The sequence below is a fragment of the Epibacterium sp. ABV4_022 genome (assembly GCF_056159345.1).
Map to the genome: position 1 here is coordinate 651,211 of NZ_JBSWVA010000001.1, position 19,513 is coordinate 670,723.

General features: G+C 65.4%; 20 protein-coding genes. 14 read left to right on the top strand and 6 right to left on the bottom strand.

Features of this window, described 5'->3' with window-relative positions:
* Positions 1 to 74: 74 nt before the first annotated feature.
* Both ACXAF5_RS03105 and ACXAF5_RS03110 read left to right on the top strand, forming a co-directional pair.
* The gene (locus ACXAF5_RS03105; protein ID WP_474945499.1) at positions 75 to 1,538 is read left to right on the top strand and encodes an efflux RND transporter periplasmic adaptor subunit; all 1,464 of its coding nucleotides are present in this window, start codon (positions 75 to 77) and stop codon (positions 1,536 to 1,538) included.
* A gap of 83 nt (positions 1,539 to 1,621) precedes the next feature.
* Positions 1,622 to 5,035, top strand: a complete 3,414-nt coding sequence (locus ACXAF5_RS03110) for an efflux RND transporter permease subunit (protein WP_474945500.1) — start codon at positions 1,622 to 1,624, stop codon at positions 5,033 to 5,035.
* Here the strand turns inward: ACXAF5_RS03110 and ACXAF5_RS03115 are convergent.
* Positions 4,981 to 5,472, bottom strand: a complete 492-nt coding sequence (locus tag ACXAF5_RS03115; RefSeq protein WP_474945501.1) for an NUDIX hydrolase — start codon at positions 5,470 to 5,472, stop codon at positions 4,981 to 4,983. The two genes, ACXAF5_RS03110 and ACXAF5_RS03115, sit on opposite strands and share 55 nt — an antisense overlap.
* Before the next feature lie 68 nt (positions 5,473 to 5,540).
* Entirely contained in the window at positions 5,541 to 6,371 is an 831-nt protein-coding gene (locus tag ACXAF5_RS03120; protein ID WP_474945502.1) for a protein-disulfide reductase DsbD domain-containing protein, read from the bottom strand.
* A gap of 180 nt (positions 6,372 to 6,551) precedes the next feature.
* On the opposite strand from ACXAF5_RS03120, the gene ACXAF5_RS03125 reads away from it, so the two are divergent.
* Positions 6,552 to 7,106, top strand: a complete 555-nt coding sequence (locus tag ACXAF5_RS03125; protein WP_239360540.1) for a YqgE/AlgH family protein — start codon at positions 6,552 to 6,554, stop codon at positions 7,104 to 7,106.
* 215 nt (positions 7,107 to 7,321) lie between these two features.
* Here ACXAF5_RS03125 and ACXAF5_RS03130 read toward each other — a convergent pair whose 3' ends face one another.
* Complete coding sequence (locus tag ACXAF5_RS03130) at positions 7,322 to 8,275, bottom strand: L-threonylcarbamoyladenylate synthase (protein WP_474945503.1); 954 nt, start codon at positions 8,273 to 8,275, stop codon at positions 7,322 to 7,324.
* 200 nt (positions 8,276 to 8,475) lie between these two features.
* Here ACXAF5_RS03130 and ACXAF5_RS03135 point away from each other — a divergent pair, with 200 nt between their 5' ends.
* The 5 genes from ACXAF5_RS03135 (at position 8,476) to ACXAF5_RS03155 (ending at position 12,878) form a co-directional block, all read left to right on the top strand.
* The gene (locus tag ACXAF5_RS03135) at positions 8,476 to 10,188 is read left to right on the top strand and encodes an acyl-CoA dehydrogenase (protein ID WP_474945504.1); all 1,713 of its coding nucleotides are present in this window, start codon (positions 8,476 to 8,478) and stop codon (positions 10,186 to 10,188) included.
* On the top strand, positions 10,188 to 11,231 hold the full coding sequence (locus tag ACXAF5_RS03140; protein ID WP_474945505.1) for an MBL fold metallo-hydrolase: 1,044 nt from the start codon (positions 10,188 to 10,190) through the stop codon (positions 11,229 to 11,231). Before ACXAF5_RS03135 ends, ACXAF5_RS03140 begins: the two co-directional genes overlap by 1 nt.
* 45 nt (positions 11,232 to 11,276) lie before the next feature.
* Positions 11,277 to 11,738: a DUF6173 family protein gene (locus tag ACXAF5_RS03145; protein ID WP_474945506.1), complete on the top strand. Its 462-nt coding sequence runs from the start codon at positions 11,277 to 11,279 to the stop codon at positions 11,736 to 11,738.
* 325 nt (positions 11,739 to 12,063) lie between these two features.
* Positions 12,064 to 12,198 carry an aa3-type cytochrome c oxidase subunit IV gene (locus ACXAF5_RS03150; RefSeq protein ID WP_239318702.1) on the top strand — a complete coding sequence of 45 codons (135 nt, stop codon included), beginning with the start codon at positions 12,064 to 12,066 and terminating at the stop codon, positions 12,196 to 12,198.
* Positions 12,199 to 12,254: 56 nt separating this feature from the next.
* Positions 12,255 to 12,878 (top strand): hypothetical protein, encoded by a 624-nt coding sequence (locus ACXAF5_RS03155; protein WP_474945507.1) that lies wholly within the window; start codon positions 12,255 to 12,257, stop codon positions 12,876 to 12,878.
* Positions 12,879 to 12,976: 98 nt separating this feature from the next.
* Here the strand turns inward: ACXAF5_RS03155 and ACXAF5_RS03160 are convergent, their stop codons facing one another.
* Both ACXAF5_RS03160 and ACXAF5_RS03165 read right to left on the bottom strand, forming a co-directional pair.
* Positions 12,977 to 13,321, bottom strand: coding sequence for an AzlD domain-containing protein (locus ACXAF5_RS03160; RefSeq protein ID WP_239360527.1), 345 nt, complete (start codon positions 13,319 to 13,321; stop codon positions 12,977 to 12,979).
* A gap of 2 nt (positions 13,322 to 13,323) precedes the next feature.
* The gene (locus ACXAF5_RS03165) at positions 13,324 to 14,049 is read right to left on the bottom strand and encodes an AzlC family ABC transporter permease (RefSeq protein ID WP_239318708.1); all 726 of its coding nucleotides are present in this window, start codon (positions 14,047 to 14,049) and stop codon (positions 13,324 to 13,326) included.
* A gap of 55 nt (positions 14,050 to 14,104) precedes the next feature.
* On the opposite strand from ACXAF5_RS03165, the gene ACXAF5_RS03170 reads away from it, so the two are divergent.
* From ACXAF5_RS03170 to ACXAF5_RS03195, 6 genes are all read left to right on the top strand, one after another.
* Positions 14,105 to 14,986, top strand: coding sequence for a formate dehydrogenase accessory sulfurtransferase FdhD (locus tag ACXAF5_RS03170; protein ID WP_474945508.1), 882 nt, complete (start codon positions 14,105 to 14,107; stop codon positions 14,984 to 14,986).
* 103 nt (positions 14,987 to 15,089) lie between these two features.
* Complete coding sequence (locus ACXAF5_RS03175; RefSeq protein WP_474945509.1) at positions 15,090 to 15,548, top strand: hypothetical protein; 459 nt, start codon at positions 15,090 to 15,092, stop codon at positions 15,546 to 15,548.
* Positions 15,545 to 16,183, top strand: coding sequence for a molybdenum cofactor guanylyltransferase MobA (gene mobA / locus ACXAF5_RS03180; RefSeq protein WP_474945510.1), 639 nt, complete (start codon positions 15,545 to 15,547; stop codon positions 16,181 to 16,183). The genes ACXAF5_RS03175 and mobA overlap by 4 nt, the downstream gene beginning before the upstream one ends.
* Positions 16,180 to 16,671: a molybdopterin-guanine dinucleotide biosynthesis protein B gene (gene mobB, locus ACXAF5_RS03185; RefSeq protein ID WP_474945511.1), complete on the top strand. Its 492-nt coding sequence runs from the start codon at positions 16,180 to 16,182 to the stop codon at positions 16,669 to 16,671. The genes mobA and mobB overlap by 4 nt, the downstream gene beginning before the upstream one ends.
* 20 nt (positions 16,672 to 16,691) lie before the next feature.
* Complete coding sequence (locus tag ACXAF5_RS03190) at positions 16,692 to 17,501, top strand: molybdopterin guanine dinucleotide synthesis (RefSeq protein ID WP_474945512.1); 810 nt, start codon at positions 16,692 to 16,694, stop codon at positions 17,499 to 17,501.
* Positions 17,501 to 18,760: a molybdopterin-binding protein gene (locus ACXAF5_RS03195; RefSeq protein WP_474945513.1), complete on the top strand. Its 1,260-nt coding sequence runs from the start codon at positions 17,501 to 17,503 to the stop codon at positions 18,758 to 18,760. Before ACXAF5_RS03190 ends, ACXAF5_RS03195 begins: the two co-directional genes overlap by 1 nt.
* Positions 18,761 to 18,996: 236 nt before the next feature.
* On the opposite strand, the gene ACXAF5_RS03200 is transcribed toward ACXAF5_RS03195, so the two are convergent.
* Positions 18,997 to 19,509 carry an N-acetyltransferase family protein gene (locus ACXAF5_RS03200; protein WP_474945514.1) on the bottom strand — a complete coding sequence of 171 codons (513 nt, stop codon included), beginning with the start codon at positions 19,507 to 19,509 and terminating at the stop codon, positions 18,997 to 18,999.
* Positions 19,510 to 19,513: the final 4 nt, after the last annotated feature.

Sequence of the window (19,513 nt, forward strand, 5' to 3'; positions counted from 1 at the left end):
CTATATCCATCAGTGGTTCGAGTGTCGGGCATATCATGGCCAGCCGGTCTTTCGGCCAGCCGAAAGGAAAGACGATGCGATTTTTGCGACACAGCGTTGTGGGCTTGTTCCTGCTTGGGCTGACGGCGGCCCTGGTGCTGTTTGCGGTGCAGATGATCCACTCTGCCATCCAGCAGAGCCTGGCAGAGGAACGGATCGCCCCGCCCGCGCGCGAGCGGGTGTTTGCCGTCAATGTGGTGACCGCGCGCCTTGGGCCCGAGCAGCCGGAAATGGTCGGCTTTGGCCATGTCGAAAGCCGCCGCACGCTGGAATTGCGGGCCGCGGTCTCCGGGCGTGTTGTCACCCTTGCGGAGGCGTTTCAGGACGGCGGCGCGGTCACGGCGGGCGATACGCTGGTGCAGATCGACAAGGCGGATGCCCGCGCCGCCCTGGAACGGGCCGAAGCCGACATGATGGACGCCCAGGCCGAGAGCCGCGATGCCAGCCGGGCGCTGGTGCTGGCCCGGGACGAGTTGGAAACCGCACGGATGCAGGCCGAGTTGCAGGAGCGGGCCTATCAGCGGCAGGTCGACCTGAAGGAGCGCGGGGTCGGTACCGAAGCGCTGGTGGAGGCGGCGGAACTGACCGCGACCAGCGCCCGCCAGTCGGTGTTGACCCGACGCCAGGCTGTCAGCCAGGCCGAGGCGCGCGTGGATCAGGCCCGCACTCTGGTGGCACGGGCCGAGATCGCGTTGGACGAGGCGCAGCGCGATCTGGACGATACCACCGTCACCGCGCCGTTCACCGGCACCCTGCAATCCGTCACCCTGGTCGAGGGGCGTCTGGTGTCGGCCAATGAAATCCTTGCCCAACTGGTAGACCCGGATCAGCTGGAAGTGGCGTTCCGGGTATCGACCACGCAATATGCCCGCCTGCTCGATGAGGCGGGGCGCCTGATCCCGGCCGAGGTCACGGTGACGCTGGATGCCGCCGGTGCCGGGATCCGTGCGGCCGGTCAGCTTGCCCGTGCTAGCGGCGCGGTTGGCGATGGCCAGTCGGGGCGGCTGATCTATGCCCGGCTGGACACGGTTGCAGGGTTCAAGCCGGGGGATTTTGTGACTGTCACCGTGCGCGAACCGGTGATCGAGAACCTGGCCCGCCTGCCGGCCTCGGCGATGGATTCGCGCCAGACCGTGCTGGTTCTGGGGACGGATGACCGGCTGGAGGAACTGCCGGTGCAGCTGGTGCGCCGGCAGGGCGATGACATTCTAGTCCGTGGCACCGGGCTGGCCGGGCGGCAGGTTGTGACCGGACGCACGCCGCTGCTGGGGGCGGGCATCAAGGTGCGCCCGCTGACGCAGGGGGCGGAGAACGCGGCTGTCACGTCCGAGCCGGACCTGATCGAGCTCACAGAAGAGCGCCGCGCCCGGCTCAAGGCGTTTGTGACCGGCAATGGCGGCATGCCCAGTGCGGTAAAGACCCGCGTGCTGGCGCAACTGGAACAGGCGCGCGTTCCCGCCAAGCTGGTGACGCGCATCGAACAGAACATGGGCGGCTGACGCCCGCCTTCGGCGCGGTCCCACGTCGCGTCCGCCGCCCGCCCTCCAGGGGGGGCGCCCCGATCAAGCACAGGTGACTTCTCATGGCGACCACACCGACCCAAAAGGCCAGCGGCATCCTGAGCTATTTCACCCGCCATCGCACGGCGGCGAACCTGTTGCTGATGCTGCTTCTGGTGCTTGGCGCCGCCGCGATCCCCAATATGCGGGCGCAGTTCTTCCCGGATGTGATTGTCGAATCCGTTGATGTCTCTGTGGTCTGGGAGGGCGCCGGCCCCGAGGACGTCGACAGCGCCATCGTGCAGGTGCTGGAACCGGCCCTGCTGGCGGTGGATGGGGTCGAAGAGACCCAGTCGTCCTCGCGCGAGGGGCGCGCGGTGATCGACATCGACTTCGAACCCGGCTGGGACATGGCCCGCGCCACCGATGATGTGCAGAACGCGGTCGACGCGGTCACCACCCTGCCCGAAGACGCCGAAGACCCGGAGGTCGAGCGCGCGATCTGGCGTGACCGCGTCACCGATATCGTCATCACCGGCCCGGTCGGGGCGCAGCAACTGGGGCTGTTGGCGGATGAGCTGATCCTGCGGCTCTTTGAGGTGGGCGTCACCCGCACCACCATCCGCGGTGTCGCCGCCCCCCGCACCATTGTCGAGGTGCCCTCCAGCCAGCTCATTGCCCATGACATCACCATGGCGGAGATTGCGTCGGTGATCGCCGCCGAGGTGGAGATCAACCCGGCGGGCGAGGTCGAGGGCGCAAATGCCCGCGTGCGCACCGGCACCCAGAAACGCACGCCCGAGGAACTGGAGGCGGTCGTCCTGCGCTCGGAGGCGGATGGCTCGGCGCTGACCATTGGCGATGTGGCCACAATCCGGGTCGAGGGCGCGGATCGCCAGCGCAGCTACTTTGTCGGCGACAACCGGGCCATGTCGATCCGGGTGGACCGCTCTGACAAGGGCGATGCGATCAGGATCCAGCGCCAGGTCGAAGACGTCGTGGCCGAGATGAACCTGTCGCTGCCGCAGGGGGTGGAGGTCTCGCTCATCCGCACCCGCGCCGAGGCGATCACCGGGCGGCTCGATATTCTGGTCGACAACGGTCTGATGGGCCTCGGGCTGGTGGTGATCCTGCTGTTTTTGTTCCTCAATGCCCGCATTGCATTCTGGGTGGCCGCTGGCATCCCGGCGGCGATGTTTGCCGCGATCGCACTGATGTATATCGGTGGGCTGACGATCAATATGATCTCGCTCTTTGGCCTGATTATCACGCTGGGGATCGTGGTGGATGACGCCATCGTGGTGGGCGAACACGCCGATTTCCGCGCCCGCCGCCTGGGCGAGCCGCCAATGGTCGCCGCCGAAAACGCGGCCCGGCGCATGGCGATGCCGGTCTTTGCCGCGACGCTTACAACCGTGATCGCCTTTTTTGGTCTGGTCGCCATCGGCGGGCGGTTTGGCGAGTTGATCGCCGACATTCCCTTTACCGTCATTGCGGTTCTGGCGGCGAGCCTGATGGAGTGTTTCCTGATCCTGCCCAACCATATGGCGCACGCCCTCGCCCACACCAGCGAGCGGCATTGGTATGACGCGCCGAACCGGGTGGTGAACCGGGGCTTTCGCTGGTGCCGGGACCGGTTGTTCCGGCCACTGATGGTCGGTGTGGTGCGGGCGCGCTACGTGGTGGTGGCATGTGCCTTTGTGCTGCTGGCCAGCCAGATGGCGCTGTTCATCAAGGGCGATGTCACCTGGCGGTTCTTCAACGCGCCGGAGCGGGCATCGGTGTCCGGCAATTTTGCCATGGTCGAAGGTGCCACCCGCGCCGACACGTTGGAGCAGATGCGTGAATTCCAACGCACGGTCGAGGCATTGGGGGCGGAATATGAGGAACGCTATGGCCGCAATCCGGTCGATTTTGTCATGGCCGAAGTCGGCGGCAACACGGGCCGGGGCCTTGCCGGGACAGAAACCAAGGACAGCGACCTCTTGGGCAGTATCGCGATCGAGCTGATCGACGCCGACCTGCGCCCCTATTCGAGCTTTGCCTTTGTGGGCGAGCTGCAGGAGCGCGTGGTGCAATTGCCCCTGACCGAGGTGGTGTCCTTCCGCGGCTGGCGCTCCGGTCCCGGTGGCGATGCGCTGGACGTGCAGTTCTATGGCGCTGATGTCACCACGCTGAAGGCCGCCGCAGAGGATCTGAAAACCGCCCTGACCCGCTATCCAGAGGTTTCGGCGGTGGAGGACAACCTCGCCTATGACAAGGAAGAGCTGGTTCTGGATCTGACACCGCAGGGCCAGGCGCTCAATTTCACCATTGAAAACCTCGGTCAGGCCCTGCGCCGGCGTCTGAACGGGATCGAGGCCGCCACCTACCCGGACGGGCCGCGCTCTGCCCAGATCCGGGTGGAACTGCCCGAAGGGGAGCTGACGGCGGACTTTCTGGAACGTACGCAGATGCGCGCGCCGTCAGGGATTTATGTGCCCCTTGCGGATATCGTGACCGTCAGCCAGCGCACCGGATTCTCAACCGTCCGGCGCGAAAACGGGGTGCGGCTGATTTCTGTCACCGGCGACATTTCCGAGGATGATCCGGTGCAGGCCGAGGCCATCATCGAGGCGCTGGAAACCGAGATCCTGCCCAAGATCGCCGAGGAACGTCAGATCGAGTTCCGCCTGTCCGGCCTCAGCGAGCAGGAGGACGAGTTCCTCAGCGATGCGCGCACCGGGCTGATCCTGTGTCTCACCGGGATTTATCTGGTGTTGTGCTGGATCTTCTCCAGCTGGACGCGCCCGATCGTGGTGATGGCGATCATCCCGTTTGGCCTCGTCGGGACCATCTGGGGCCACCACCTGTGGGAGCTGCCGATGAGCATGTTCACCGTCGTGGGGCTTTTGGGGATGACCGGGATCATCATCAACGATTCCATCGTGCTGGTCTCGACCATTGACGAATACGCGCAGGAGCGCGGGTTGATCCCCTCGATCATAGATGGGGCGGCGGACCGGTTGCGGCCGGTGATGCTGACCACGCTGACCACCGTGCTGGGGCTGGCGCCGCTGATGTATGAGACCTCGCAACAGGCGCAGTTTCTGAAACCCACGGTCATCACGCTGGTCTATGGCCTTGGGTTTGGCATGTTCCTCGTGTTGCTGGTGGTGCCGGCGCTGGTCGCAATCCAGGCCGATGTGGCCCGCCCGATCCGGTCGTTGAAACGCGCCCTGGCTGCGGGGTCGCATGCGGGGGCCCGCCGCCTGCGGGGCTTGATGCTGCTGAGCGGTCTGGCACAGGTCGGCTGGATCGCGGTGACCCTTGGCTGGACCATGGCAAACGGCGTGCTGCCCGCAAGCCTTCGGCACATGCTGCCGGGGCTGGCCGAGGTCGCCCCCATCCGCGCGGCACTGCTGCTATGTCTGGGCGGGCTGGTTGTTCTGAGCGGGGTGACCTATGTGATCGGCGCGATGGGCGCGGCGCGGGGCACATCGCGCCAGGACGCCTGAGCCAGTCGCGCCAGATCCGCCACCCGGTCCAGCAGCTCAAGACCCAGATCCTCGATCCGCGCAACTGGGACCCATCGGGCCTCCAGCGCATCATCATCGGGCACCGGCTGGCCGGAGACGTAATGGCATAGTGTCGCGACAAGGAAATACTGCCCGCCAACCGAGCCATCGGCATTGCGCGGGATCACGTCGAGCGTCATCAGTTGCGCGCCGGGCTCCGCGATAACGCCGGTTTCCTCGCACAATTCGCGCGCGGCGGCCTCGGCGGCGGTTTCACCCAGCTCCACATGACCACCGGGAAAGCCCCAGGTGCCCGCATTGGGTGGGTTCTTGCGCTTCACAAGGATCACGCAATCCTCGCCCTCGATATGGGCGCAGACCACCCCGAGGGCACCAAGGATCGGTCGGCGCGGCGGGGCCGCGGCTGGATCGGTCATCAGGATAAAGGCCTTCTGTCGACACAAAGGGCGCGGCGATGACCGGGGCGTGGCGTGACGATGGGCCCTTAGCCCGACGTGCAGCCCCGGATGTCCACCGCATGCGATGTGCCCAGCACCGTAAAGCGCAGGGCGGAGCGGTCAACCGCAACCGGGCCATTTGCGGCCGGCAAAAGCTCGGCCTCGGCGACCAACTCGCGGCCCTCGCGCCAGGATTTGGTCTCTGTCGCGATCAGCGTGCCGTCGCCTTCGATCACGGCATATTCTTCGCCGCCCGCGGAGGGCATCGCGATGCGGGCGGAGACCTTCAGCCCGTAGGGCGTGGGCGACAGGCGGCAGGTCACGGCCCGCACCTGCGCCTCGCTGGCGGAGTATGGCCGCGCCGCGAGCGCGGCCGCGATGGCCGGGTGGCGTCCGGCCGTCAGGTCGGCGCGATGGTCAAAGCGCAGCTCGGACGGGATGCAGACATCCTTGCACAGACCCAGTTCCATCCGGCCCTTGATGCGGATCGGCTGGCCCGGTGTCTTGGGGGTGATCTCGATCGGCAGCACCAGCTCGTCGTGATAGCCGATGGTGCGCATGCCCGAGGTCAGAAACACCTCCGGGGTGGGCCAGGTGATGCGCAGATCGGCGATATTGCGCGATCCGTGCCAATTGAACTGCGGCGGTATGCCGGCGTCTCCCGGCGCGCGCCAGTAGGTTTTCCACCCCTTGGCGAGGCGCAGGTGCAATGCGCCCATGTAGCGCCCGTCGGCAGAGGGGCCGCCATCGAGCACATCGATGGACACGAGGTCAGCCATGTTCTCCTGCGCGGCAACGGGGGCCACGGCCGCGGTCAAGGCAGCCCAGGCAAGCAGGAGGATCGCAAGGCGGGTACGCCAGGAAGGATGCAAGGTCATGCCCAGAGCTATTGCCTCTGGGCACCGTCAAAGCCAAGTCACATCCCGGAGAGCGCTCGGGGAAGTAACTCAAACGTGACAGTTCCGGGGTGTTTATGACCAAGGGGGGCAGGGTTGCATGTGGCGCGCCTGCGCGTCATGCTGGGTCCAAAGGCCACGCGCCGCAACAGAGGCAGTCACATGGAACTGACAGGTAAGTTGCTGATCGCCATGCCGGGAATCGGGGATCCCCGATTTGACAACTCGGTGGTGTTTCTGTGTTCGCACGGGGATGAAGGGGCGATGGGGCTGATTATCAACAAGCTCGCCCCCGGCGTGGAACTCAGGACGCTGTTCGACCAGCTGGAGATCGAGACCAAACCGACGCCCGGGCGCGCGCCGGTCTATTTTGGCGGGCCGGTGGAGACCCAGCGCGGATTTGTCCTGCATTCGGATGAATATATCTCGACCGTGAACTCGCTGCCGGTGAAGCCCGGGTTTTCGATGACGGCCACGCTGGACGTGCTGGAAGAAATCGCCGAAGGGCGCGGGCCGGAGCAGTTTCTGGTGATGCTGGGCTATGCCGGATGGGGGCCAGGGCAGCTGGAGGATGAAATCGCTCAGAACGGTTGGCTCACGGCGGAGGCCGAGCCGGAGATGATCTTTACCGATACGGCGGATGAAAAATGGGAGGCCGCGCTGGCCAGCATCGGTGTGACGCCGTTGAACCTGTCGATGGATGCCGGTCACGCCTGATCCGTCAGGGTCTGCGAAACGGGGGCTGCGAGACGGGGGCGCTCCCGCCCGTCGGGCGGCATTGTAAATGCCGTCCTCCCGTTGGGCCCGGCGCCGCTGACGCGGCGCGGGTCTGGTCGCATCTGGCGCGCCACCGCGCAACCGGGGGGGGCAGGGTCTCGGGCAGATCAGTGGTGGCGGGGCCTTGCCGCACGGAGTTCCTGCACCAACGCGTGTCAGCGCGGGGCGGCAGCGCGCCGCAAGCGGTCATTGATGGCAACGCCCAGCCCCTGTTCGGGGATCGGCGCCACCGCAATGGGCCTGGCCCGCGCATCCAGCGCATGCAGATGGCCAAAGAGATTGGCAGCGGCCTCGCGCAGGTCGCCCGTTGCCGACAGGTTGAGGTCGCATTGCCCCGCCCCAAACCCAAGCGATAGTTCGCCGGGCTCAAACCGTGTCGCGTTCAGGCGCACGCTGGCCTTGGGGGCGTAATGGGACAGGAGTTGCCCCGGCGCGGTCAGCGGGTCGCTGCTGTCGCGTTCGGCAATCGCATGCCCGAGCGTCGCCTCGATGTCTTCGGCGGACAGCCCGCCGGGGCGCAACAGGACGGGGACATCGCCGGCCAGTCCGAGGATCGTGGATTCCACCCCCACCGTACAGGGGCCGTCGTCGAGGATCGCCGCGATGCTGCCGCCAAGCCCCGCCTCCACATGCGCTGCGGTGGTCGGGCTGATCCGCCCGGAGGGGTTGGCAGAGGGCGCGGCCACAGGCCCGCCGACCGCCGCCAGCAACGCCCGGGCGCAGGCCTTGGCGGGCACGCGCACCGCCAGCGTGTCGAGCCCTGCCGTCACCAGCGGTGACACGCCATGGCCGGATCGCAGCGGCAGGACCAACGTCAGGGGGCCGGGCCAGTGCGCCGCTGCCATGGCCTCGGCCATGTCATTCCACTCGACCAGCGCGCGCGCCGCTGCCACATCCGCCACATGCGCGATCAGCGGGTTGAACGCCGGCCGCCCCTTGGTGGCGTAGATCCCGGCCACCGCGGTGCCATTGCGCGCATCCGCACCCAGCCCGTAGACCGTCTCGGTCGGAAAGGCGACCAGCGCGCCGGCCTGCAACAATTCCGCCGCACGGGCGATCCCGGCGGGCGCGGCATCCAGCGCTTCGGTCTTGATCGGGCTTTGGGTCATCGGCGCAACTCTTGGGGTAGATCCATCCAGTGGCCGTTCCGTCACTTTGCCCGATGACGCCGCGTTTTGATTGCGTGCGGTGCGGGGCAGTTTACGACATGGGCCAAGGCACAGTAAATAACGGCTATGGGCGCGGTTGCCAAGCGGCGCCGGCCCGTATGGCGCACGCCACGCCGCCCCGATGAGAAGAGGTCCCTCAGATGAGCTATCGCGCCCCCGTTTCCGAATATCAGTTCCTGTTGTCCGAGATCCTCGGCTTTGATCGCATCACCGCGACCGAGCGCTTCGCCGATGCGGATGCGGATGTCGCCAGCGCCATCCTGACCGAAGCCGCCAAGATGTGCGACGCGGTCATGGCGCCCCTGCAACGCGCCGGCGACCTGGAACCGGCGCGGCTGGAAAACGGCGTCCTGCGCACCTCGCCGGGGTTTGGTGACGGCTACAAGGCCATCGCCGAGGGCGGCTGGATCGGGATGAGCGCGGACCCCGAATATGGCGGCATGGGGCTGCCGATGTCGCTGACCACCTCGGTGAATGAGATGATGTCGGGCGCGTGCCTCAGCCTGCAATTGGCCCCGCTCATGAGCCAAGGCCAGATTGAGGCGCTGGAGCATCACGCCTCTGATGCGCTGAAGGATCTCTATCTGCCCAAGCTGATCTCTGGCGAATGGTCGGGGACCATGAACCTCACTGAGCCGCAGGCGGGGTCTGACGTGGGGGCGCTGTCGTCAAAGGCAGAAGACAACGGCGATGGCACCTATGCGGTCTCCGGCCAGAAGATCTATATCTCCTGGGGTGACAATGACTTTACCAAAAACGTCTGCCATCTGGTGCTCGCACGGCTGCCGGATGGGGTGCCCGGCACAAAGGGCATCTCGCTCTTTCTTGTGCCCAAATACCTGCCCGACGAGAACGGTAACCCCGGCAAGGCCAACAGCCTCAAGGTGGTGAGCCTCGAGCACAAGATGGGCCTGCATGGCTCGCCCACCTGCGTGATGCAATACGACGGCGCAACAGGTTGGCTCGTGGGCAAGGAACACGGCGGCATGGCGGCGATGTTCACGATGATGAACAACGCCCGTCTTGGCGTGGGCGGTCAGGGTGTTGGCGCCGCCGAAGGGGCCTATCAGCACGCGCTGGCCTATGCGCTGGATCGCAAGCAGGGCAAGACCCCGGTAGAGGGTGGCACAGGAACCATCGTGGACCACGCCGATGTGCGCCGGATGCTGATGGAGATGAAGGCGGATGTCTATGCATCGCGTGCGATCATGCTGGCCTGTGCGGGGGCCATCGATATGGGCACCGCCACAGGCGACGCCGAATGGAAAACCCGCGCGGCTTTCCTGACACCCATTGCCAAGGCCTTTGGCACCGAGACCGGCATCCGTGTGTCCGAGCAAGGCGTGCAGGTGCATGGCGGTATGGGTTTCATTGAGGAAACAGGTGCAGCGCAGTTCTACCGCGACGTGCGGGTCACGGCGATCTATGAGGGCACCAATGGTATTCAGGCCATGGACCTTGTGGCGCGCAAGATGATGGACGGTGGCGAGATGGCGCATCGGCTGATCGACGAGATCGAAGAACAGGCCGAGCGCGCCCGCCCCACCCATCCCAATATGGCCGAGGCGGTCTGGCAGGCCTGCGAAACCCTGCGTGAGGCCACCGAATGGCTGGTCGAAGCGGATATGCAGGACCGCTTTGCCGGGGCCGTGCCCTACCTGATGGCCTTCGCCCGTGTTTTGGGCGGGCACTATCACCTTGCGGCGGCCTTGGCGGACAAGGGCGGTGCGCGTGAAAAACTGGCGCGGTTTTACATCAAGCGGATGCTGCCCCAGCACGCAGCCTATCTGATCCACGCCCGCGAAGGCGCTGCGGGGGCCTTTGCCCTCACCGCAGAAGAACTGGCAAACTGATGGTGTCTGTCGCCGACGTGGCCCCCCGCACCCCGTGGGAAGAGCCGCCCGCACAGGGCGACGCCATTGAGGTCGCCGAGGGCGTTCTCTGGATGCGCCTGCCGCTGCCGATGAAGCTCGATCACGTCAACGTCTATGCCTTCGACGAGGGGGACAGTTGGACGGTGGTGGACACCGGCATGTCCTCAAACAAGACCCGCCGTATCTGGGAGCAGTTGATGGCGGGGCCTCTGGGCGGCAAACCCGTGCGCCGGGTGGTGGTGACCCATCATCACCCCGATCATATCGGCAATGCCGGCTGGTTTCAGTCCGAACACGGCGCGGAGCTGGTCACCACCCGCACGGCCTGGTTGTTTGCCCGGATGCTGACGCTGGATGTACAAGAGCAATGGCCTGCGGAAACACTGGCTTATTATCGCAGCGCCGGCATGGATCCAGAGACCTACGCGACGCGCAAGGCCGACCGGCCCTTTAACTTCTCCGACACAGTCTACCCGATGCCCTTGGGCTTTACCCGCGTGCAGCAGGGCGATGTGTTTCGCATGGGTGGACGCGACTGGGACGTGCATATGGGCAATGGTCACGCGCCGGAGCACGCGACCTTCTGGAGCCGGGACGATAACCTCGTGCTGACAGGCGATCAGGTGCTGTCCTCGATCAGCCCCAACATCGGCGTCTATGCCACCGAACCCGAGGCCGATCCGCTGGCGGAATGGCTGGAGGCTTGCGAGCGACTGGCGGCATTGGCGCGCCCCGAGCATCTGGCGCTGGGCGGGCACAAGCTGCCGTTTACCCGGTTGCCACTGCGGATGCGGCAACTGATCGACAATCACCACGGCGCGCTGGACCGGTTGCTGGATCACCTCGACTGTCCCAAAAGCGCCGCCGAGTGCTTTCCTCCGCTTTTCAAGCGCAGCATTGGACCGGGCGAATACGGGCTCGCGCTGGTCGAGGCGGTGGCCCATGTCAATCATCTCTACCGCACCGGCCAGGTCTCGCGCACACGGCGTGATGATGAGGCTTGGGTTTACCAACGGCGCTAAGCCTGCCACCTTGGGTGAAATATCGACGACCCAAGGACGTTTCCAATGGATGACAAGATTTCCACCAGCGCCGAGGCGGCAGAGGCGGCGGCGCTGCCCTGCCATCGCGAGGTGCATACGGATCCCGATGCGCCCGCGGCGTTGAAGGATGTGCCGGCCCCGATGCAGAAGGTGCCCGCGCCAGAGCAGAAGAGCGAGGCGCGCTGGGCCTATGAACGGCTGATCCTCTACATCCAGAACTTTGAGAAGACGCTGGATGGCGAGCATGAGGTGGCGATGGGGTTTGCCGGTGGCGATGCCGGTGTGCTGCGGATCGAGGGCATGGGGTATTTTGACCCGGACATCGTGACTTTCTACGGCAGCGATTCGCGTGGCGCCCGAACGCAGCTGGTGCAGCATGTGAGCCAGCTGAACGTGATCCTGCGGGCGATGCCCAAGCCCAAACCGGAAGAGCCAGCCAAGCGGATCGGATTTCGTCTGGTGGCGGAGCTGGAAGACCAGGCCTGATGGGATGAGCCCGGGCTGGACGATCTGGGCGGCCCGTTCCATTCGGTCATTGAGGGATTGCGCTTTGCTTTGCAAATCGCCGGGGGGCAGGGGCGGCGCCTTCGGCGCCGCCCCTGCCGGGCCCAACGCTTTTGCGGGAGGCTCTGCCTCATGCATAAAGGGGCGGGAGTTGCCCCCCTGCCGCTATGGTTTTGACGAGGTGTCAGGTCTGCGGTTGGTTGCCGCAGTGGTTTTGAAACATGTCCGGTGCGTGGGGTGGTGACAGCCGTTTTGAAATCCAGTATCACCACGTGCAACAGGAAGATGCGAACAGGACTTCACAGTTATGGCTGAACACAAGCACGGCACCATGGATACCACCGTTCAAGAGCAGACCTACGCGGGCTTCATGACCTTCGTCACGCGTTTCTGCATCGCGCTGGTTGTTTTTGCCCTGTTCCTGGCGATCTTCGCAACCTGAGTTCTGCTCGTCCGACCAGCCCCCCATCTCGCCGCGACATTCAGGAGCACCGTCCGATGCGCAAGCCGATCCTGATCCTTGCGCTCTGCGCGGCACTTGCCGGATGCGCAGCGCCCCACCGTCCGGACGCTGATCCCGATATGATCGCAGCGGTGCGGTATCGGGATGCGGGCGGGCCGTCGATGACGCTGATCACCGTGGTGAACAACCGGACCGGCCAGGGCGGACACACAGCGCTGATGGTGAATGCCTCCGAACGTGTGATCTTTGATCCGGCCGGATCGTTCTACGCCGATGTGGTGCCGGAGCGTCAGGACGTGCTGTTTGGCATTTCCCCGCGCGTGTTCCAGGCCTACCGCAGCGCCCATGCGCGCGAGACCTTTCACGTGGTGACACAGGAGGTCGCGCTGACGCCCGCGCAGGCCCAGACGGCCTATCGGCTGGTCACCACCAATGGCCGCGTCCCGGGTGCGTTCTGCGCCAACGCGACCTCGTCGATCCTGCGCCAGATCCCGGGCTTCGAGCGCATCGACGTGACCTATTATCCGGTGAAGCTCCAGGAGCAATTCGCGCAGTTTCCCGGTGTCGAGACCGACAAATACTATGAAAACGACAGCGAGGATCTCTCTGCGGGTCTGGAGGCAGGCAATGCCAGCCTGAACGCAGATACCGGCAGCTGATGGGGCGCCCGTGCCTTTGAGCCAGAGAACCTAAGGCGCGCCTGTCAGAGGGCGCTGTTTGCAAGGCTGCAAGACGGCCCTTGAGCGCTCCGGCGGGCTCAGCCGGTGAGATACATCAGCACCCACAGGCTGCAGGCACCGGACACCATCGCCAGAAGCACGTTCTTTGTGAGCGCCGCAATTGCAAAGGTGAGCGCGGCTGCTGCGAAGTGGATCAAGCTCGGCGTGCCCCCGGTCGGTGCTGGCCAGACCACCAGCGGTGCCACCAGCGCCGGGATGATCGCCACCGCCGTATAGCGCAGGTGCCGCATCAGCCAGGCGGGCATCGCGCGATTGCCGACGAGCCCAATAAAGGCAAAGCGCAGCGCATAAGAGCCCACCGCCAATCCGGCAATGACAATCCAGAGCGTGCTGCGATCAAAGCTCATTTCGGGCCCACCCATGCCTATACCTCCGTCTTGGTTGCGGTGCGGCGTTCGAACCACAGTTCCGCCTGCGCCCCCGCCATCATCCCGGCCAGCCCGGCCACGATCAGACCGAGGTTGTAGGGCAGCATCGCCGCCGGCAGCGCGACGGCACAGGCGGTGAAACAGGCCACAACATGCGCCGGGGTGCGCAGCATTGGCCCGATCATCGCCAGAAAGGCGATCGGCAGCACAAAATCCAGCCCGAGACTGTCGGGCACCGATGCCCCCACCAGCGCGCCGGTGATGGTCGCCACCATCCAGAAGGGCGCCACCAGTCCGTTGGTGCCAAAGAAATAGGCCATCCGTTCCGACGTGCCCCAGTCGGCGCGGCGTTCGAATTCGATCATCGACAGGGCATAGGATTGATCCACGGTGACATAGGCCGCACAGGCCCGCTGCCAGAGCGGCGCATCGCCGAGGTAGGGCGTGAGCGAGGCCGAATACATCGCCACCCGAAGGTTCACGGCGAGGGCGGAGATCAGCACGATCAACGTCGGGCTTTGTTCCTGCATCAACTGGAGCGCGGTGAACTGGGCAGAGCCGGCAAACACCGCAAGCGAAAAGGAAAACGCCTCGATGACGTTCAGCCCGGCTTCGGCGGCCAGCACGCCGAACAGCAGGCCAAAGGGGCCAGAGACCAGGACAAAGGGGGCGCTGTCGCGCATGCCTTTCCAAAAGGCGGATTTCACGGTGGAGATTGGCATGACGGGGCCTTAGGTTATGCCTCACATGGCTACGCGGGTTGGAGGCGCTTGGCAATTGGCAAAACTTAACGTGGCAACGGAATACCGTATTGCACCGGACCCCGGCAACCCGCGTCTGACGCGCAAGGTCACCGGCGTTGATCACCTTGGCCAGGAGGCCGAGATTTCGGTGGTCGAGGAACGCCCGCTGACGATCTATCTGAACCGGCAGGAAATCGTCACCGCCATGACCATTGGCGACTACCCGGAGTATCTGGCGCTGGGCTTTTTGAAAAACCAGGGCATGCTGAGCGCAGATGATGTCGTGACCCGCGTCGACTACGACGAAGAAGTCGAGACGGTTGTGGTGCGCACCGAGGTCGAGACCTCGCATGAAGAAAAGCTCCAGAAAAAGACCCGCACCTCGGGCTGCGCGGTGGGCACGGTCTTCGGCGATATGATGGCGGGGCTGGAGGGCGTGACCCTGCCTGCAACACCGGTGAAGACCTCTTGGCTCTATACGTTGGCGCATGAGATCAACCGCACGCCCTCGCTTTATCTGGAGGCGGGGGCGATTCATGGCACGGTGCTGTGTCATCAGGACCACCCGCTGGTCTACATGGAGGACGTGGGCCGCCACAATGCGGTGGACAAGATCGCCGGCTGGATGCTGTCGGAGCGGGCGGAGGCGTCGGACAAGATCCTCTATACCACTGGGCGGCTGACCTCGGAGATGGTGATCAAGACCGCGATGATGGGCATCCCGGTGCTGGCCTCGCGCTCTGGCTTTACCGCATGGGGCGTGGAAATTGCGCGGCAGGTGGGGCTGACCCTGATTGGCCGGATGCGCGGGCAGCGGTTTGTTTGTCTGGCGGGCGAAGAGCGTCTGTTGCGCGACGTGGACCCAAGCGCCATGCCGGAAGAAGACAAGAAACACCGCCGCAAGAGTGCGGATTGAGCGCGCCGGGGGGGGGGCAGCGCGCCTCAGGGCCATCGAGGCCCCTCGGCGCGCGTCGCGGTTGTGCCGCTCTGGGTGCGCCGCGAGTGGATGGAAGTGAGCCATGGAACGTGATTTTGGGATATGGGTCGTTTTTGGTTTTATGGCGTGGATACTGGCCGGGTTCTCTGCGCTTGCGTTCTTCTGGAAAACGAATTCGGCTTTAGGGCGGTATTTTAGCGCAATGGAGACGACCCCTTGGCAGCACCGCGCCGCACTGGGGTGGCGACGTGAAAACCCGATTGTGCCGACACTGGGTGTTCGCCAAGAGTACTCGCATCGCAGATTGATTTGGCGGCTTACGCTTTGGGGGCCTCCGCCACAGCTCGTGCACTCGCGAGAGGCGTTGTCGGCCCTGCGGTCCTATCGGAGCTTCGCTCTTTCGGTCAATTTGACTCAGGCGCTCGTGGTGGTGTTGATGGGGCTATTTTTCACGTGGGCATTTTTCTGGCTCAGCTTAGGCCTCACATTGGCGGCAGCATTGGTGTTGCGGCCTGACTCTTGGACGGAGAAGGTGACATGACCCAACCCCTTGGCGTGATCCTCGCAGGTGGCCTCGCGACCCGGATGGGCGGCGGTGACAAGGGGCTGCTGTCCCTGGGCGGGCGTAGCCTGTTGACCCGCGTGATCGACCGGCTGGCGCCGCAGGTGGCGGGACTGGCGCTCAACGCCAATGGCGATGCGGCGCGGTTTGCGGGGCTGGGGCTTCCAGTGGTCGCGGATACGATCGAGGGCTTTGCCGGGCCTTTGGCGGGGGTGCTGGCGGGGCTCGACTGGGCGGCGGAGCAGGGCGCGGAGGCGATTGTCACGGTGGCGGCTGATACGCCGTTTTTCCCGCATGATCTGGTGGCGCGGCTGGTCGCGGCCTCTGATGGGCAGAGCCACCCGCTGGTTCTGGCAACCACGCCCAAGAGCGGTGATGAGGTGCTGAAATCCGGCGGTAAGGGGCGGGTGAACCGCCACCCGACCTTTGGCCTCTGGCCGGTTGCCTTGCGCGATGATCTGCGAGCAGCGCTTGAGGCTGGTTTGCGTAAGGTGGTCCTGTGGACGGACCAGCACGACGGACGCGAAGCCCTGTTTGAGGCGGAGCCCTTTGATCCCTTCTTCAACGTCAACACGCCCGACGATCTGGCGCGGGCGGAGGGTCTGCTGCAATGAAGCTCTATGGGGTGACGGGCTGGAAGAACAACGGCAAGACCGGGCTGATGGAGCGACTGGTGGCGGAGTTCACCGCACGCGGCCTTACGGTCTCGACCCTCAAGCATGCCCATCACGCCACCGATGTGGACCAGCCCGGCACGGACAGTCACCGTCACCGTGTTGCGGGCGCATCAGAGGTGGTGCTGGCCTCGCCCAATCGCGTCGCCATCATGCAGGAGTTGCGCGGCGCGCAGGAACCCTCACTGACGGAGCTCCTCGCCCGGATGCGGCCGGTCGACCTGATCCTGATCGAGGGCTATAAGCGCGAGACCCATCCAAAGATCGAAGTGCACAGGGCGGAGGCCTCGACCGCGCTGATCGCGCCAAACGACCCGACCATCCGCGCGGTGGCATCTGATACGGCGCTGGAGCTTGATCGCCCTGTCTTTGATCTCGATGACACGGCGGCTATTGCCGATTTTATCGCGGCGGAGCTGGGGCTCTGAGGGGCTTTGACACGTTTGTCATGGTGGATTGGTCCGGGGGCAACGACACCGGACCGCGCCCGCGCAAGGATGCCATCTGGGCCTGCGTGGCGCGCGGGGGCGCGGCTGAGCCCCCTGTCTACCTGCGCAATCGCGCGTTGGCGCAAGAGTGGCTGGCCGATCTGATCGACACCGAACTGACAGCGGGCCGCAGGGTGGCGCTTGGGTTCGATTTTCCGTTTGGTTACCCGGCAGGCTTTGCAGCGGAGATGACCGGCCGACCCGACGCGCTGGCCCTCTGGCAGTGGTTCGCTGACCGGATCGAGGATGCACCGAAGGCGAACAATCGCTTTGATCTGGCAGGTGAAATCAACCTGAGCCTTGGGTCGGGACCGCAGAGGCAGGGGCCGTTCTGGGGCAATGGGCTGAGGCGTGACATTCCCGGCCTGCCGCGTCGCAAGGTGCGTTATCACACCCCCTTTGCGGAGCGTCGAGCGGTGGAACACCGCGCCAAGGGCAGCTTCACTTGCTGGCAGATGTCGGGTGTGGGCGCGGTTGGCGGGCAGGTCATGATGGGCCTGCCGGTGCTGCACCGCCTGCGCGCAGGGTTTGCGCCCCATGTGGCGGTCTGGCCGTTCGAGCGGCTTGATGCACCGGTCGCGCTGCTGGAGATCTGGCCGTCGCTAACAACCCCTCCGGCCCCCGACGGCTGGATCAAGGACGCCTGGCAGGTGCATAGCGTGGCGCTGGACCTCGCCCGTCGCCCTGTGGCAGACCTGAACCGATATCTGAACGTGACCGCCCCCATCGCATTGGAAGAGGGCTGGATTTTCGCCGTGGAGCCTGACTGATGACCCTCACACCACCGCCTCTCAGCAATGATTGTTTCGCTTTGCCGCAAGGGGTGAACTGGACGCCCGTGGACGAGGCATTGGCACTGTTGCGTGGCCGTCTGGGACCGGTGACCGGGGCAGAGGCCGTGTCCTTGTCGGAGGCGCTGGGACGTGTCCTTGCCGAGGATGCAATTGCGCTGCGCTCCAATCCGCCGCAACCCAATACGGCGGTGGATGGCTATGGCATTGCTGGTGGGCGTCCCGAAGGAGCGCATGTGATGCCGCTGGTGGCAGGGCGTGCCGCTGCCGGGGTGCCGTTTAACGGTGTCGTGCCGCCGGGACAGGCGATCCGCATCCTGACGGGGGCGGCGCTGCCCGAGGGGGTTGATACCGTGATTCTTGAGGAAGACGTGCGCACGGATGGGGCCTCTGTCGCCTTTAACGGGCCGCTGAAAGCGGGGGCCAATACGCGTAAGGCGGGCGAGGATGTGGCCGCAGGCGATGTGATCCTACCCGCAGGCCGGGTGCTGACCCCAGCGGATCTGGCGCTGGCCTCCGCCACCGGGCTTGCCGAGCTTCTGGTGCGCAAACCTCTGCGAGTGGCGGTGATCTCCACCGGTGATGAACTGGTGGACCCCGGCGAACCAGCAAGCCTGGGTCAGATATACGACGCCAACCGTCCGATGCTGCTGGCTCTGATGCGGCAGTTTGGTTTTGAGACGGTGGATATGGGGCGGATCAAGGATGACCGCGCCGCGCTTGGCGCGGCCCTTGATCAGGCCGCCGCGCAGGCGGATGTGACCTTGACCAGTGGCGGGGCCTCGGCCGGGGATGAGGACCATGTGTCGGCTCTGCTGCGCGAGGCTGGCGCGATGCAGGAATGGCGCATCGCTCTGAAACCGGGCCGCCCGCTGGCGCTGGGGATGTGGCAGGGCACGCCGGTCTTTGGCCTGCCGGGCAATCCGGTGGCGGCGCTGGTCTGTACATTGGTGTTTGCCCGCCCCGCTATGGGGCTGATGGCAGGCGCCGGTTGGGCAGAGCCGCAGGGGTTCGAGGTGCCAGCCGCCTTTGCAAAACGCAAGAAACCGGGGCGGCGGGAGTATCTGCGCGCGCGGATGCGGGCAGGACGGGCGGAGGTGTTTAAATCCGAAGGCTCAGGCCGGATTTCGGGCCTCAGTTGGGCCGAGGGTCTGGTGGAACTGCCCGATGGGGCCGCCGAGATCGCGCCGGGGGATGCTGTGCGATTTATCCCCTTTGCCAGCTTTGGCATGGGGTGACAGGGCGGGCGGGGGCGCTCCCGCCGAGCGCGGCGGCATCACAGATGCCACCACCCCCGTTTGGGCCCAGCAGCGCGCCCTGCGGGCGCGCTGTGGGTCGCGCCTGAACCACCCCTATCGCTGTAAATCGCGGGCCGCGCCCGCAGGGCGCGCCGGGCCCAACGGGAACGGCTGCATTTATAATGCAGCTGTGACGGGCGGGAGCTTCCCCGTCCTTGTGTCCTCGGTCAATGTCATCAGGGGGCCAGCGCCCGCGCAAAAACATCGTTTTGATAGGCCTGATCCTCAATGCGAAACTGCGTGATGCCGATCCGCTCAAAGCCCTGAGCGAGGTAGAAGGCGACGGCGGGCGCATTCTCAGAGTTGGTGGTGAGCCAGACCGTGGCAGCTCCCGCCTCCTGTGCGGCCCGCATGCCGGCTGACAAGAGCGCGCGGCCAATGCCCTTGCCATGATGACGCGGCTGCACGTAGAGCGTGGCGATCTCGGTTTGGTGGTCGCCCGCCAGCGGGTCCGGGCAGCGGTGTGCCACCCGGATATAGCCATCAATGCCATCCTGGTTCTGCGAGACGATGATGGTTTGATCCGGCGCGTGGATCAATGCCGCCATTCGGGCCGGCGTAAACTCCGAGAGCACATAATCGGCAAAATGCGCGTTGATCCCTCGGCGCAGGTACGTGCCGATCCAGACCTCCAGCGACAGGGCCGCAAGGCTTGATGCATCCTCGGCGCGGGCCGGGCGCAGGGTCATGCGC